The sequence below is a fragment of the Terrabacter sp. Root181 genome (genome assembly GCF_001428505.1).
Lineage (GTDB): Bacteria > Actinomycetota > Actinomycetes > Actinomycetales > Dermatophilaceae > Terrabacter.
Genome location: NZ_LMHU01000010.1, coordinates 120,324 through 133,795, shown reverse-complemented (window position 1 = coordinate 133,795; position 13,472 = coordinate 120,324). Strand labels below are relative to the sequence as shown.

Sequence of the window (13,472 nt, the reverse complement as noted above, 5' to 3'; positions counted from 1 at the left end):
GGCATACGCCCTCGGGTCGCGCTGCTGCGCAGCGTCCTTCAGTCGAGGGGGTCGAGGATCCGGTGCAGGAACTGGCGCGCCCGCTCGGTGCGGGGACGGGTCAGGACCTCGTCCGGTGTCCCGCGCTCGACGACGACCCCGCCGTCCATGAAGAGCACCTGGTCCGCGACCTGCTGGGCGAAGCGGATCTCGTGGGTGACCACGACCATCGTCCACCCTTGTGCCGCAAGGTCCTTCATGACCACGAGCACCTCGCCGACGAGCTCGGGGTCGAGCGCTGAGGTCGGCTCGTCGAAGAGCATCAGCTGGGGCCGGATGGCGAGCGCCCGGGCGATGCCGACGCGCTGCTGCTGGCCACCGGAGAGCTGGTAGGGGTAGGCACCGGCCTTCTCGTCCAGACCGACGAGGCGGAGCAGCTCGTGCGCCTCCGCCTCGGACTCGGAGCGATCCCGGCGTCGGGCGAGCACCGGACCGGCGGTGACGTTCTCGAGCACCGTCAGGTGCGGGAAGAGGTGGTGGGACTGGAAGACCATCCCGCTCTGGGCCCGGAGGGTCGCGACCTCGCGCCTCGTCAGCGGTCGCTGCGCGAAGTCGACCTCGACGTCACCGATGCGGACGACGCCTGCGTCCGCCACCTCGAGCGCGTTGAGCGAGCGCAGGACGGTCGTCTTGCCCGAGCCGGACGGGCCGACGAGGACGGTGACGCTGCCCGGCGCGACCTCGAAGTCGATCGACCGGAGCACCTCGTGGTCGCCGAACGACTTCGCAAGGCCGGACACCGAGACGAGCGGGTCGGGTTGTGGTGCAGTGGATCTCGAGGAGATCGCAGAGCTCGCGCAGGTGCTGCGCAGGGGGGTGTGGGACTCGGTCATGCGGAGACGTACCTGTTCTGTCGTTCCTCGAGGCGGGACTGGACGGCGGAGAGGACGAGGCAGACGACCCAGTAGTAGACGGCGGCGACGCCGTACAGCGCGAAGAACTGGTAGGTCGGCGCCGCGGCCTCCTGCGCCACGCGCAGCAGCTCGGTGACCTGGATGGTCGAGGCGAGCGAGGTGTCCTTGACGAGGGAGATGAGCGTGTTGGACAGGGGCGGGATGGCGGTGCGGGCAGCCTGCGGCAGGACGACCCTGCGCAGCGTCGTGACGTAGCCCATCCCGACCGTCGAGGCCGCCTCCCACTGGCCCTTGGGGACCGAGAGGATCGCCGAGCGGATCACCTCGGCGGCGTAGCCACCGACGTTGAGCGTGAAGGCGAGGACGGCCGCCGGGAAGGGGTCGAAGCGCACCCCCAGGGCGGGCAGGCCGTAGTAGATGATGAAGAGCTGGAGCAGCAGCGGCGTGCCGCGGACGAGGGACACGTAGACCCGCGCCACGGACGACACCGCGCGCACCGACGACAGCCTCATGAGGGCGACGCCGAGAGCGAGGACCAGCCCGAGGACGAAGCTGATGATCGTCAGCGGGATCGTCGTGGTCACCGTGGCCCGCAGCAGCGGGCCCAGCGCGTCGAGGATCAGCTGGGTCGTCTGCTCGTTCACGACGCCGAGGCGCCGGCAGGCTGCTTCGAGACGTCGGCCGAGAAGTACTTCTGCGAGATCTTCGCGAGGGTGCCGTCGGCCTCGAGGTCGGCGAGGGCCCGGTCGATGGCGGCGACGAGGTCGGAGTCCTTGCGGGTCGCGACGACCTGCTCGGAGACGTCCCCGGTCCTGGCCGCGATCTTGACCGTCTGGTCACCGGTCGACTTCTGGTAGTCGAGCACCGCAAGGCTGTCGTTGACGGTCGCGTCGACGCGCGACTGCTTGAGCAGCGTGATGGCCTGGGTGAAGCCCTCGACCGACTCGACCTGGGCGCCGGCGTCCTTGGCGACCGCGGCCCAGTTGCTCGTCAGGCTCTGCGCGGACTTCTTGCCCTCGAGGCTCGCCAGCGAGGTGATCGACGTGTCGTTCGCGCGGGTGGCGATGACGCCCTCGGACCACGTGTAGGTGCTGCTGAGGCCGTAGAGGCCGGCGCGCTCAGGGTTCTTCGTGACCTGGTTGACGACGACGTCGTAGCGCTCGGCGGCGAGGCCGGCGAAGATCGCGTCCCAGGGCGTCTCGACGTACTCGACCTTGACGCCGAGCTTGTCGGCGACGGCCTTCGCGACCTCGACGTCGTAGCCGGTCAGGGCGTTCGTCCTGGGATCGTGGAACGAGAACGGCGAGTACGTGCCCTCCGTGGCGACGCGCAGGACGCCTGCCTGCTTGACGGACTCGAGGTCGGAGCCGCCACCCGAGCCGGTGCTGCAGGCAGTGAGGACGACGGCGACGAGCGTGGTGAGCAGGGCGGTGAGGGTGAACCTCGAACGCATGGTAGGCACTTCCTGTGGATCGGCGGGATGGCGTCGGACGGCCGACAACCTATAAGTCCACCTTGGGATGGACATAATCAGTTGTCGGTGGTCCACCGCCTGCCAACCGGCAGGACGTCGTCTACATTCCCTCTTCGGCGTGTCGCCCGCGTCACCCACCCGTGCACGAGGCCCTGACCGGGTCGTCAGGAGCACGTCAGTCGTCGAGCGATGCCACGTAGTCCTCGAGCCCCGCGCGGTCGGTGCCCAGCGTCTTGACGTCGCGGCCGAGCGCGGCCGTCGCCTGGCGCGCCGTCAGCGTGTACGTCTGCCCCGCGGAGGTCACGTTGACCGTGTCGAGGTTGGTCACGGTGCCGAGCAGCAGCGTGGCCGGGGCACGCAGGTCGGTCGTGCCGAAGGGCTTCCCGGTGTCGGAGAGCGTGATCGTCACGGCATACGGCGGCCGCGTCGTCCAGAGCGCGAGGGAGTAGGTGCCACGCGGCCCGAAGCCGGCCGCGTCCACGAGCGCGACGACCTTCGAGCTGTCGCCGACGTAGGCCGTCCGGCCGGCCCACAGCGCCTGCGCCCGGTCCGCGACCGCGACCGTCGCGGACGCTCCCCGCGGCTGGTCAGCCGGCTCCGATGTGGTGCACCCCACAAGGCCGAGGACGCTGACGGCCAAGGAGCAGAGGACGGTCCGGACCATGAGGGGTCTCCTGTCTGCGGCACCGACCACCGGCGCGCTGCAGTTTACGGACGCCGAACACGCTCCCCCCGTTCCGGACACCCGAGGCGTGCCCCGCAACACACCGAGAAGGTGCCAAACCACCGGGATCGGACACCGGTGTGTTGTGACCTGCTCGGTGTGTTGTCGAGCAGGCGTCGCGTGCGCTTCTCCCGACGCCATGGGTTCACCCCGGCGCGCGGCTCAGAGGTGCTTGGCCCACTCCCGCGTCCACCCCGTCACGGCGAACCCCATCCGCTCGTTGATGGCGATCATGTGGGTGTTGGTGTCGGCGTTCCACGTCCGCACCGTCGTGGCGTCGGGGCGCTGCCGCTGCAGGGCACGGAGGTTGGCCAGCTTGACGGCCAGACCCAGTGCCCGGCCCCGGTGCTCGCGCAGGACGAGGGTGTCCGACTGGACGGCGAGGTCGGGCTGCCCCGGGCGCACCACGATGTCGGTGAAGGCCACGAGCCGTCCCGTGGGCACGTGCCGCGCGACGGACTCGACGCCCCAGATGGGGCTCGGGGTGTTCCACAGCTGCCGCACCCGCTCGGCGTCCCAGTCCTCCTCGTCGAGGTCGATGTCCCCTGACGGGGCGTCGGTGCTCATCCGTCGCGCGAGGACGGCGCGGTCCTCGAGCCAGTCCTCGGGGAGCCCGTCGACCGACGTCTCGATGACGTATGCCGTCGGGTCGGGTCGCGGGTCGAGTGCGCCGAGCGTGGCCTCGTCCAGGGGCAGCGCGAGGTCCTGACGGAGGTCGACCAGCGTCTGGCGGTAGCCGTTCGCGAGGGCGAATCCCGTGGCGGCGTCGCCGTGCTCGGCCGGAGACCCACTGTGCTCGTGGATGCGGTCGCACCCGTCGTCACGCAGCGTCTGCTCGCAGTGGCCGAGCAGGAGCGAGCCGATCCCGCGCCGCTGGTGTTCGGGGTGGACGGAGAGCCAGAGGCCGGCCGTCGCGAGGTTCTCACGGGTGCGTCGGATCGTCTGGGCGGCCGCGAGCACGACATCCGAGCCGGCCTCGGAGACGAGGAACGTGCGCCGTACCTCGTGCCGGCGGTCCGCGACGTCGACGATCTCCTCGATCGAGGTCCGCTGGGCCGCGTCGCCCCAGACAGCCCGGTTGGCGGCATGGTGCACCTGGAGCCAGGCCTCGCTGCGCCGGTCACCGACGAATAGCTCGATCTCCTTGACCCGCGGTCTCATTCGGCCGGCCCGGTGACCTTCTGCCACTCGCGGCTGTAGCCGTCGACGACGTAGCCCAGCCGCCGGTTGACGGCGAGCATGTGCGCGTTCGACGCGGAGTTCCACGTGCGGATCGACGAGACCTCGGGGATCTCGTCCATCAGGCGGAGCGCATTGGTCGCCTTGAGCCGCAGGCCGAGCCCGTGGCCGCGGTGCTCCCTCAGCACGAGGGTGTCCTGCTGGTAGCCGAGGTCAGGGCTTCCTGCGGACACCCCGATCGTCGTGAAGGCGACGAGACGGCCCGAGGGCATGTGGCGCGCGGCCGACTCGACGATCCGCCGCCCGGAGGCGAGCGTGCGGGCGTGCGTCTCCCGCAGGCGGTCGGCGTCCCAGGCCTCCTCCTCGAGGGCGAGGTCGTCCGCGGGGGCATCGGTGCTCATCCGCTGCTGGAGGACCGCCCGGTCGTCGAGCCACTCCTCGGGCATCGCGTCGACGAAGGTCTCGACGGCGTAGTCGTCGGTGACGGCCAGGAGCGCCGAGAGGGCGTCGTGGTCGGCGGGCAGCGACATGGCGCTGCGAAGCATCGTCTGCCCGACGGCGTAGCCGTGTCGAGCCGCAAACGTCTCCGCGAGGTCGACACCGCCCTCGGCCCACTCCGTCTCGCCCATCAGCGTGCCGCGGCCGTGCTCGCGGGCGATCGCCTCCCCCTCGCTCAGGAGGGCCTCACCGACGCCTCGCCCCCGGTGGTCCGGCAGGACCGACAGCCAGAACAGGGCCAGGTCGAGGTTGTCGGTCGTCGGCATCCGAGCCTCGAACGCACCGACGAGACGGTCTCCGACCCACGCCGCACGGGCGACCCGGGTGCCCGACGGCGAGCGGTGGAAGCCCCGGATCTCGTCCAGGGTCCAGGCGCTGCCCGTGGGACCGAACAGCTCGCGCTGGACGGCTGCGTGGACGCCGATCCAGTCGCGGGCCGCATCCTCCTGGGCACGGTCGAGCAGGTCGATGGGGCAGATCTCCAGGTCGTCGCTCACGCGCACGAGTCTGTCGAGCCCGGGGGCGCGGAGCCAGCGATTTGTCCGGACCGCGCCACCCGGCATACGCACGCGGTCGCGGGCGTTACAGGGACGTAAGACCCTCCCCGCACGAAGGATGTGACACTGGAATGGTGTTCGGATTCGGTAGGAAGTCCCAGATGCCCAGCCGCGACGAGGCCCTCCCGGGTCGCGCGGAACGCCCGTATGCCGTGAACCCCACGCACGTCGTGCTCGGCACCCCGCTCGAAGGTCCCTGGGCCGAGGGCTCCGAGGTGCTCTACGTCGCGATGGGCTGCTTCTGGGGGGTCGAGCGCATCTTCTGGAGGCAGGACGGCGTCGTCTCGACCGCCGCCGGCTACATGGGTGGCTACACGCCCAACCCGACGTACGAGGAGACGTGCACCGGTCGCACCGGGCACGCCGAGACGGTCCGCGTCGTCTACGACCCCGAGAAGACCTCTCCCGAGCTGCTGCTCAAGGCGTTCTGGGAGAACCACGACCCGACGACGTCCAACCGCCAGGGCAACGACGTCGGAACCGCCTACCGTTCGGCGATCTACTGGACGACCGAGGGGCAGCGCCTCGCCGCCGAGGCGACGCGCGAGGCGTTCCAGAAGGTGCTGGACGACAACGGCTTCGGGCAGATCACGACCGAGATCCGCCCGGCCGAGGACGCCGGCCCGTTCTACCTCGCCGAGGACTACCACCAGGGCTACCTGCACAAGAACCCCGGCGGCTACTGCAACCACGGCCCCAACGGCATGACGTGCCCGGTCGGCATTGTCCGCCAGGACCAGCTGCCCGCCCAGCAAGACATCGCTCCGCCAGCCTGACCGCGACCACCGCCCAGCGAAAACCGCATCACGGGAACGCGCCCACCCCCCGGTGGGCGCGTTCGTCGTGCAGGACGGTCCGGGCGGAGACGTATCCACACGGCCACCTCGAGCCTCTGTCCCTGAGGTCGGACCATCCCGGAACCGACCACGACGACAAGGGGAGTTGCCATGGCAACGACGTCCAACGGGCCACGGCCCGACCAGGGGTCATCCGAGCAGCCCGCAGCCGCGAACGTCCCGAAGGCGGTGGCCGACGTCGGGCTCGACGTCCCGTCGCAGCCGTTCCTCGACGAGCAGCTCCACGGGCAGACGACGCGGACGACCAAGCGCTCGAGGAGGACGAAGGACGACACGGGTCCCGCGAGCACGAACACGTCCGAGCCCGTGGCCGAGACCACCGACCCGGCACACGTCCACGCCTCGGTCCAGGCACTGGCCGCGCGCATCGAGCCCGAGGCGCCCGTGCCCCTGGCGACGCTGCCGGACGAGATCCGACAGTCCGTCACAGCGCTGCAGCCCGGGCGTCGCTCGACGCACGGCTCCAAGTACTCGCTCGCCTACTTCCCGGGGCCGCAGGTGCGCCGGCCCTGCGGTGACCGTTTCGGCTATCTCACGACTGCCCGAACCCGCAGCGCCACGCGGTTGCCCTTCACCGCGGCCAACCGCGGTCTGCTCACCGCGCTGGGCACCGCCATGGCCGCCCCGGGGCGCGACGCCCCCATCGCCGACTCGACCATCGACGCCGGCATGACGTATGCCGGCCAGTTCATCGACCACGACATCACGCTCGACGTCTCGTCCTCGCTCGACATCTCGACCGATGCGAACACGGTCCACAACATGCGCTCGCCGTCGCTCGACCTCGACAGCGTCTACGGTCGAGGGCCCGCCCTCGACCCCTTCCTCTACGACATGCCCGGCCCGGGCGCGAACCCCACCGCCATCAAGATGCAGCTCGGCACCAACCTGCCCAGCGGCCCCGGCGGGCCCGGTGGTCCCGCAGGGTCGGTGGGGATGGTGCAGCACGCGGACCGTGACGTGCCACGCCTGCTCGGGTCGGCCCACACGGCGATCATCGGCGACCCCCGCAACGACGAGAACCTCGTCGTCGTGCAGCTGCACCACACGATGCTGCGCTTCCACAACGCCGTCGTCGACGCAGTGCTGGCGAGCGGCTTCAGCGGGGACGTCTTCGTCGAGGCGAAGCGCATCGTCACGCACCACTACCAGTGGGCCGTCGTCCACGACTTCCTCCGGGCCGTCTGTGGTCCGACGGCGGTCTCGAGCGCGATGTCGTCGGTCTCGGCGCCACCCAACAGCGCCTTCCGGATGCCTGTGGAGTTCTCCGTCGCGGCCTACCGCTTCGGGCACAGCATGATCCGGGACACCTACTGGCTGAACTTCAACTTCCCGGCCGGCACGCTGGCCCAGGTCTTCCAGTTCAACCGCAACCCGCACCTGCCCGTCCGGAGCAACTGGGTCGTCGACCTCAACGCCTTCTTCCCGACCGGCATACCCGTGCCCGTCTTCAACAAGGCGCGCAAGATCGACACCGGCATCGCAGCGGGTCTCGAGCACCTGCCGGGCTTCACCGGGATGATGGAGATGCTCGCCGTGCGCAACCTGCTGCGCGGCCTGGCACTCGGCCTGCCGAGCGGTCAGGGCGTGGCCCGGGCCTTCGGGATCACGCCGCTCACGGCCGCACAGCTCACGGCGGGTCTCCCGGCCCCCGAGCAGGCGGCCCTCTCCGCCGCAGGTGGAGTCCTGCTGACGAGGACGCCTCTCTGGTACTACGTGCTCCGCGAGGCAGCCGTGCTCAAGGGCGGGAACCGTCTCGGCCCCGTCGGCGCGCGCATCGTCGCCGAGACGTTCGCGCGGATGCTCAAAAGGGACCCTGACTCGTTCGTGAACCAGCCCGGCGGCTTCGTGCCGATCCTCCCGGGGGCGTCCGCGGGGGCGTTCACGTTCGCCGACCTCGTCACCTTCACCCGGATGAACCTGCCCTGAGCGACACGGCGACCTGGAGCGGCTTGCCCAGGGCGCCCGCCGCGCGAACCCTCGGCCCATGGTGTCGAGGAGCCGCCACAGGTCCCGAAATCATCGGACATCCCTTCGACTCGGTGATGGCGGGACCTGTGCGGCTCCTGACCGAAGAGCCGACCCACCCGTGCCGCCCCCGGCCACGCGGCGGCGATGGCAGGATGCCGCCATGGCCGACAAGAGCTTCCACATCAGCCGCGAGACGACGATCGCCGCACCACCGGAGCGGATCCACGCTCTCGTCAACGACTTCCACGAGTGGCAGGCGTGGTCCCCCTGGGAGGGGCTGGACCCCGCGATGGAGCGCGCCTACACCGGCCCCGCGGCCGGCGTCGGTGCCGTCTACGCCTGGCGCGGCAACAGCAAGGCTGGCGAGGGCCGCATGGAGATCCTCGAGTCGGAGCCCCAGCACGTCGCCGTCGACCTGCTCTTCGCCGCCCCGATGAAGGCGCACAACCGCGTCGACTTCACCTTGACCCCCGACGGCGACGGCACCCGGGTCGAGTGGGCCATGACCGGGCCCCAGAACGTCGTCATGCGCCTCATGAGCAAGGTGTGGTCGATGGAGAAGCTCGTCGGTCCCGACTTCGAGAAGGGCCTCGCGCAGCTCAAGCGCACCGCCGAGAACGCATGAGCCCGTTGGTGATCCGGGGCGCCGTCCGCGACGACGTGCCGGCGATCGTGGCCATGCTGGCCGACGACCCGCTCGGCGCCGCCCGCGAGGACCTCGGCGACCCACGGACGTACGACGCGGCATACGACCGGGTGGTGGCCGACCCCGGACAGCACCTCGTCGTCGCCGAGCGCGAGGGCACGGTCGTCGGCACGCTCCAGCTCAGCGTCATCCCGGGGCTGTCGCGACGCGGCGCCACCCGCTCCGTCATCGAGGGTGTTCGCGTGGCCCGCGCCGAACGCGGAACCGGCCTCGGCACCGAGCTCGTCACCTGGGCGGTCGAGGAGTCGCGCCGGCTCGGGTGCACCCTCGTGCAGCTGACGAGCGACGCGAGCCGCACCGACGCCCGCCGCTTCTACGAGCGGCTCGGCTTCGTGGCCTCGCACGTCGGCTTCAAACTCCAGCTCGACGACTGACCCCGCGGGCGCTGCCCACGGGGTCGGTCGTCACGACACGGGGCCGCTCAGAAGATGCGGACCCGCTGGTCCTCCTCGAGCCACAGCGCGTCACCGGGCTTGACCGCGAAGGCCTCGTGGAACTCGCTGAGGTTGCGCACGGCGTTGCCCCGCACGTCCTGGGGCGAGTGCGGGTCGACGGCGAGCAGCCGGATGGCCTCGGCCTCGCGGGCCTTGCCCTTCCAGACCTGGGCCCAGCCGATGAAGAAGCGCTGCGGCCCGGTGAAGCCGTCGAGCTCGGTCATCCCGCTGCCCTCGGTGGCGATGCGATAGGCGGAGTAGCCGATCTGAAGGCCGCCGAGGTCGCCGATGTTCTCGCCGACGGTCAGCCCGCCGTTGACCTTGTGGTCGTCGGACAGCCCCGCCGGCGTGTAGCCGCTGAACTGCTCGATGAGCCGCTGCGACAACGCGTCGAACCGCTCACGGTCGGCCTCGGTCCACCAGTCACGCAGGGCCCCGGTGCCGTCGTAGCGCGAGCCCTGGTCGTCGAAGCCGTGACCGAGCTCGTGGCCGATGACCGCGCCGATGCCGCCGTAGTTGACGGCGTCGTCGGCCTCGAGGTCGAAGAACGGCGGCTGGAGGATCGCCGCCGGGAAGACGATCTCGTTCATCGACGGCATGTAGTACGCGTTGACGTGCTGCGGGAGCATGAACCACTCGCTGCGGTCGATCGGGGCACCGATCTTCGCGAGGTTGCGGTCGACGTCGAAGGCCGTGCTGCGGCGCACGTTGCCGACGAGGTCGGCCGGGTCGATCTCGATCGCGGAGTAGTCGCGCCACACGTCGGGGTAGCCGATCTTGGGCGTGAACGCGTCGAGCTTGGCGACGGCCTGGGCGCGGGTGTCGGTGCCCATCCACGCGAGCGACGAGAAGGACCTCCGGAAGGCCTCGACGAGGTTGGCGACGAGCTCCTGCATGCGCTCCTTCGCCGCGGGCGGGAACCACCGCTCGGCGTAGAGTTGGCCGACGGCCTCACCGACGCACGACTCGACGACCGCGACGCCCCGCTTCCACCGCTCCTTGTTCTCCGGCTGCCCCGAGAGCGTGCGACCGAAGAAGTCGAAGTCCTCGTCGACGAACGACTGCGGCAGCACCGACGCAAACTCCGAGAGGACGTGCCACGTCAGCCACGAGCGCCAGTCGGCGACGTCGGTGGACTCGAGGGCCGCACCGAGGCCGGTGACGAAGCTCGGCTGGCGCACGACGACCTTGTCGAACGAGCCCGCAGGCGCCCCGAGGCCCGAAAGCCATGCGTCCCAAGGGAACTGGGGTGAGAGCGCCTTGGCCTCGTCGAGCGTGTGGGCGTTGTAGGTCTTGATCGCGTCCCGGTTGCGCACGGTGTCCCAGTGCGACGCCGCGAGGAGCGTCTCGAGCGCCATGATGCGCGTGGCCCTGGCGTCGGCGTCGGGGATGCCGGCGATGGCGAGCAGCCTCCCGATGTGCGCGACGTAGGCCGTGCGGATGTCGGCGTACTTCTCCTCGCGGTAGTACGACTCGTCGGGCAGGCCGAGGCCGGCCTGCTCGAGGTAGACGACGTAGTCCTCCGGCGAGCGCTCGTCGGGCGACACGAAGTGCTGCAGGGCGCCGGCGACGCCGTCACGGGCGAGGCGACCGAGCGCCGCGCCGAGGGAGTCGACGTCGTCGACGGCCGCGACCTCCGAGAGCACCACCTGCAGGGGCGAGAGCCCCAGCTCCTCGATGCGGTCGGTGTCGGTGAAGCTGGCATAGAGGTCGCCGACCTGTCGCTTCGGAGTGCCCAGCGCGCTCCCCTCGTCGGCCGCCGCCTCCTCGATGAGGTCGCGCACCCGCGCCGTGGACTCCTCGCGCAGGATGTCGAAGGTGCCGAAGCGGGCCCGGTCGCCCGGGATCTCCGTCGTCTCGAGCCACGTGCCGTTGACGAACCGGAACAGGTCGTCCTGGGGCCTGGTGGACCGGTCGAACCCCTCGAGCGTGATGCCGGACTTCATGAGCACGTTGTCTCCCCTTTGCCAGTGCCGGACCTCACCGGCGAGCGTGCTGCCGAGCCTAGTCACGCCCGCCGACGCCGGGCGCGGCGACCGCCGCGAGCAGGTATGCCGTGTCGTGGCGTCGGCGGGTCGTGGCGTCGGCGGGTGGTGACTCGACGGGTGGGTCAGCGCCGCAGCCGGCCCGCGACGACGCCGGCGAGCCCGACGAGCAGCAGCATGCCGCCGAAGGCGCCGATCATCGACGGACCCACCATCCGGAAGCTGAGGTCGGCGTCGGTGAGGTTGGCGACGAGGAGGTAGGCCGCCACGAGCATCGTCAGCAGCCCCAGCATGATCGACCCGGGGCGCGGTCCCTTGCGGACCGTCACGAGGGCCGGGCGCGGGGCCGGCTGGGGCACTGCGGGAGCCGGCCACGACGGGTCGGGCACGGAGGTCGTCGGCGGCGGCAGGTGCGGAAGGCGGGCTCCCTCGGTGACGGCGTCGTCGGGCACCGGCGTCGAAGGCTCGACGCGGAAGGGGGTCGCCGCCGGCAGCGCCCGCGTCGAGGCGGCGGCGATCGTCGTGGTCTCGGTCGGGTCCGGCGTCGGGTCCGGCGTCGGCGCCGGGGCCGGGTCGGCCGTCGGGTCGGCCATCGGGTCGGCCATCGGGTCGGCCATCGGGTCGCGGTGCTCCGCTGTCGGGTCCGGGGTGTCGTTGCTCGTCATGTCGCTGCTCTCCGCTGCGTTGGTCGTCGGCTGGTTCGTCGGGTCGGCGCCCGGGTCGTTCCTCGGGTCCCGCGGGCTGGTGCTCATGACGTGCTCGCCGTCGTGATCTTGATCTGGCCGACGCCGAGCTCGGCGTCGACGACGATCTCGGGGGTCTTCGTCGCGTCTCCGAACGTCACCGTCTGCGTCCAGCCGGTGCCCTCGTGCTGGACCTGGTCCGGGCCGAGTCGCTGCATGCCGTCGCCGGCCACCGTCGGGCCCGTCGCGATGATCTCGCCGGCACGCGCCGTGGCGTTGACCTTCACGTTGACACCCTCGGGGACGACGAGGTCGAGCTCGCCGACGCCCATCGTGGTCGTCACGGTGTCCGTGCCGAGCGTGCTCTTCCAGTTCGCGTCGCGCAGGTCGACCGTCATCTGGCCGAGGCCGAGCTCGAAGGCGGGCGGCGGGGTCATCGACGTCACCGTGTGGGTGCGGTCACCCGCCTGCCAGGGGTGCGCGAGCCCCATGGGCGCGGCGGTCGTGGCCGCGGCCGCGATCATGCCGGTCACGGCGAAGAACGCGAGGCCTCCGGACCGACGGCCGGCGAGGCCGGCGACGAGGATGCCGAGCCCGAGCACGCCCAGGCCGGAGGCGATCCCGACGGCCACGGGGTTGCCGGACCATCCGGCTGCCTGCGCGACCGACGAGAGCACGACACCGGTGACGATGGCGAGGCCGAGGACGAGGAGCCCACCGGCGAAGCCGATCGACGGGGTCCGCTCCCGCACGGGCGTCGGGGCGGCCGGGCGGGGTGCGGCGAGGGTCGCGCCGGCGTTGGCGGCCGCGTTGCCCGTCGAGCCGTAGGCCGTAGCGGCCGCGGGGACCGGGGTCCCGCCGCCGGGCTGCGTGACAGCCTCACCAGTCACGGGGTCGACGGACGTCGTCGCGCCGGGGGCACCGGGGCCCTGGTTCCTCCAGGGCGCCTGGGCCATGAGCTCGCGGCCGCTGGCGGTCCGGGTCGCGAACCACCAGGCACCCACGATGAGGAGCACGAACCCGAAGAAGCGGAAGCCCCTCGAGTCGCCACCCCACCATGGGCCGCCGCCGAGCACCGCCATCGCCGTGACGACGAGGAGGAAGATCGAGTGGCCCTCACCGTGCTTGAGCGCGCGCTCGACGTGGATCTCGCCGCGCTCGTCCGGCATGAGCAGCCACAGCACGAGGTAGAGGGCGACGCCCATCCCGAAGAAGATGGAGAAGAGGATGAAGCCCGCTCGGACGACCAGAGGGTCGACGCCGAGCCAGCGGGCCAGGCCCGTCGCGACGCCGGCGAACCAGCGACCGTCGCTCCGGCGCACGATCCCCGGGCGTCGCAGAGCGGTGTAGAAACCGTCCAGGCCGTGCCCCTGCGGAGGGGCGTCATTGCTTTTCGTCATGTCCCCACAGTGGCGCCCCGAACTCCCCGCAACCATGAGGGTCGACCCTGAGCGCACCCTGACGCGACCCCCAAAGAGGGCCGGGATGGTCGCCCTGGCCCGCCGAGTGGG

General features: G+C 71.2%; 13 protein-coding genes. 4 read left to right on the top strand and 9 right to left on the bottom strand.

All coding sequences use genetic code 11. The features are described 5' to 3' along the window. Window positions 1–38: 38 nt before the first annotated feature. From ASD90_RS20630 to ASD90_RS20605, 6 genes are all read right to left on the bottom strand, one after another. Window positions 39–872 (bottom strand): amino acid ABC transporter ATP-binding protein, encoded by an 834-nt coding sequence (locus tag ASD90_RS20630; RefSeq protein WP_235506838.1) that lies wholly within the window; start codon window positions 870–872, stop codon window positions 39–41. Continuing rightward, window positions 869–1,537, bottom strand: a complete 669-nt coding sequence (locus tag ASD90_RS20625; protein WP_056760632.1) for an amino acid ABC transporter permease — start codon at window positions 1,535–1,537, stop codon at window positions 869–871. Before ASD90_RS20625 ends, ASD90_RS20630 begins: the two co-directional genes overlap by 4 nt. After that, complete coding sequence (locus tag ASD90_RS20620; RefSeq protein WP_056760628.1) at window positions 1,534–2,346, bottom strand: amino acid ABC transporter substrate-binding protein; 813 nt, start codon at window positions 2,344–2,346, stop codon at window positions 1,534–1,536. Before ASD90_RS20620 ends, ASD90_RS20625 begins: the two co-directional genes overlap by 4 nt. A gap of 196 nt (window positions 2,347–2,542) precedes the next feature. Beyond that, window positions 2,543–3,031, bottom strand: a complete 489-nt coding sequence (locus ASD90_RS20615) for a DUF4825 domain-containing protein (RefSeq protein WP_056760624.1) — start codon at window positions 3,029–3,031, stop codon at window positions 2,543–2,545. 222 nt (window positions 3,032–3,253) lie between these two features. After that, complete coding sequence (locus ASD90_RS20610; protein ID WP_056760619.1) at window positions 3,254–4,252, bottom strand: GNAT family N-acetyltransferase; 999 nt, start codon at window positions 4,250–4,252, stop codon at window positions 3,254–3,256. After that, on the bottom strand, window positions 4,249–5,265 hold the full coding sequence (locus ASD90_RS20605) for a GNAT family N-acetyltransferase (protein WP_162260232.1): 1,017 nt from the start codon (window positions 5,263–5,265) through the stop codon (window positions 4,249–4,251). Before ASD90_RS20605 ends, ASD90_RS20610 begins: the two co-directional genes overlap by 4 nt. A gap of 161 nt (window positions 5,266–5,426) precedes the next feature. Between ASD90_RS20605 and msrA the strand changes: the two genes are divergently transcribed. The 4 genes from msrA to ASD90_RS20585 all read left to right on the top strand — a co-directional run bounded on the left by msrA (window position 5,427) and on the right by ASD90_RS20585 (window position 9,233). Beyond that, window positions 5,427–6,101, top strand: a complete 675-nt coding sequence (gene msrA / locus ASD90_RS20600) for a peptide-methionine (S)-S-oxide reductase MsrA (protein WP_235506837.1) — start codon at window positions 5,427–5,429, stop codon at window positions 6,099–6,101. Between the two features lie 171 nt (window positions 6,102–6,272). Next, on the top strand, window positions 6,273–8,111 hold the full coding sequence (locus ASD90_RS20595) for a heme peroxidase family protein (protein ID WP_056760610.1): 1,839 nt from the start codon (window positions 6,273–6,275) through the stop codon (window positions 8,109–8,111). Window positions 8,112–8,313: 202 nt separating this feature from the next. Next, complete coding sequence (locus tag ASD90_RS20590; RefSeq protein WP_056760607.1) at window positions 8,314–8,778, top strand: SRPBCC family protein; 465 nt, start codon at window positions 8,314–8,316, stop codon at window positions 8,776–8,778. After that, window positions 8,775–9,233 carry a GNAT family N-acetyltransferase gene (locus ASD90_RS20585; protein ID WP_056760603.1) on the top strand — a complete coding sequence of 153 codons (459 nt, stop codon included), beginning with the start codon at window positions 8,775–8,777 and terminating at the stop codon, window positions 9,231–9,233. The genes ASD90_RS20590 and ASD90_RS20585 overlap by 4 nt, the downstream gene beginning before the upstream one ends. Window positions 9,234–9,280: 47 nt before the next feature. On the opposite strand, the gene ASD90_RS20580 is transcribed toward ASD90_RS20585, so the two are convergent. The 3 genes from ASD90_RS20580 to ASD90_RS20570 form a co-directional block, all read right to left on the bottom strand. Next, window positions 9,281–11,239: a M13 family metallopeptidase gene (locus ASD90_RS20580; RefSeq protein ID WP_056760601.1), complete on the bottom strand. Its 1,959-nt coding sequence runs from the start codon at window positions 11,237–11,239 to the stop codon at window positions 9,281–9,283. Window positions 11,240–11,403: 164 nt separating this feature from the next. Further along, window positions 11,404–12,030: a hypothetical protein gene (locus tag ASD90_RS23665; RefSeq protein ID WP_056760597.1), complete on the bottom strand. Its 627-nt coding sequence runs from the start codon at window positions 12,028–12,030 to the stop codon at window positions 11,404–11,406. Next, window positions 12,027–13,361 (bottom strand): PspC domain-containing protein, encoded by a 1,335-nt coding sequence (locus ASD90_RS20570; protein ID WP_162260231.1) that lies wholly within the window; start codon window positions 13,359–13,361, stop codon window positions 12,027–12,029. Before ASD90_RS20570 ends, ASD90_RS23665 begins: the two co-directional genes overlap by 4 nt. Window positions 13,362–13,472 lie beyond the last annotated feature (111 nt).

Coding starts and splice junctions, on each gene's coding strand:
- ASD90_RS20630 (WP_235506838.1), bottom strand. CDS start 872: ATGACCGAGTCCCACACCCCCCTGCGCAGCACCTGCGCGAGCTCTGCG.
- ASD90_RS20620 (WP_056760628.1), bottom strand. CDS start 2,346: ATGCGTTCGAGGTTCACCCTCACCGCCCTGCTCACCACGCTCGTCGCC.
- ASD90_RS20615 (WP_056760624.1), bottom strand. CDS start 3,031: ATGGTCCGGACCGTCCTCTGCTCCTTGGCCGTCAGCGTCCTCGGCCTT.
- ASD90_RS20610 (WP_056760619.1), bottom strand. CDS start 4,252: ATGAGACCGCGGGTCAAGGAGATCGAGCTATTCGTCGGTGACCGGCGC.
- msrA (WP_235506837.1), top strand. CDS start 5,427: ATGCCCAGCCGCGACGAGGCCCTCCCGGGTCGCGCGGAACGCCCGTAT.
- ASD90_RS20595 (WP_056760610.1), top strand. CDS start 6,273: ATGGCAACGACGTCCAACGGGCCACGGCCCGACCAGGGGTCATCCGAG.
- ASD90_RS20590 (WP_056760607.1), top strand. CDS start 8,314: ATGGCCGACAAGAGCTTCCACATCAGCCGCGAGACGACGATCGCCGCA.
- ASD90_RS20585 (WP_056760603.1), top strand. CDS start 8,775: ATGAGCCCGTTGGTGATCCGGGGCGCCGTCCGCGACGACGTGCCGGCG.
- ASD90_RS20580 (WP_056760601.1), bottom strand. CDS start 11,239: ATGAAGTCCGGCATCACGCTCGAGGGGTTCGACCGGTCCACCAGGCCC.
- ASD90_RS23665 (WP_056760597.1), bottom strand. CDS start 12,030: ATGAGCACCAGCCCGCGGGACCCGAGGAACGACCCGGGCGCCGACCCG.
- ASD90_RS20570 (WP_162260231.1), bottom strand. CDS start 13,361: ATGACGAAAAGCAATGACGCCCCTCCGCAGGGGCACGGCCTGGACGGT.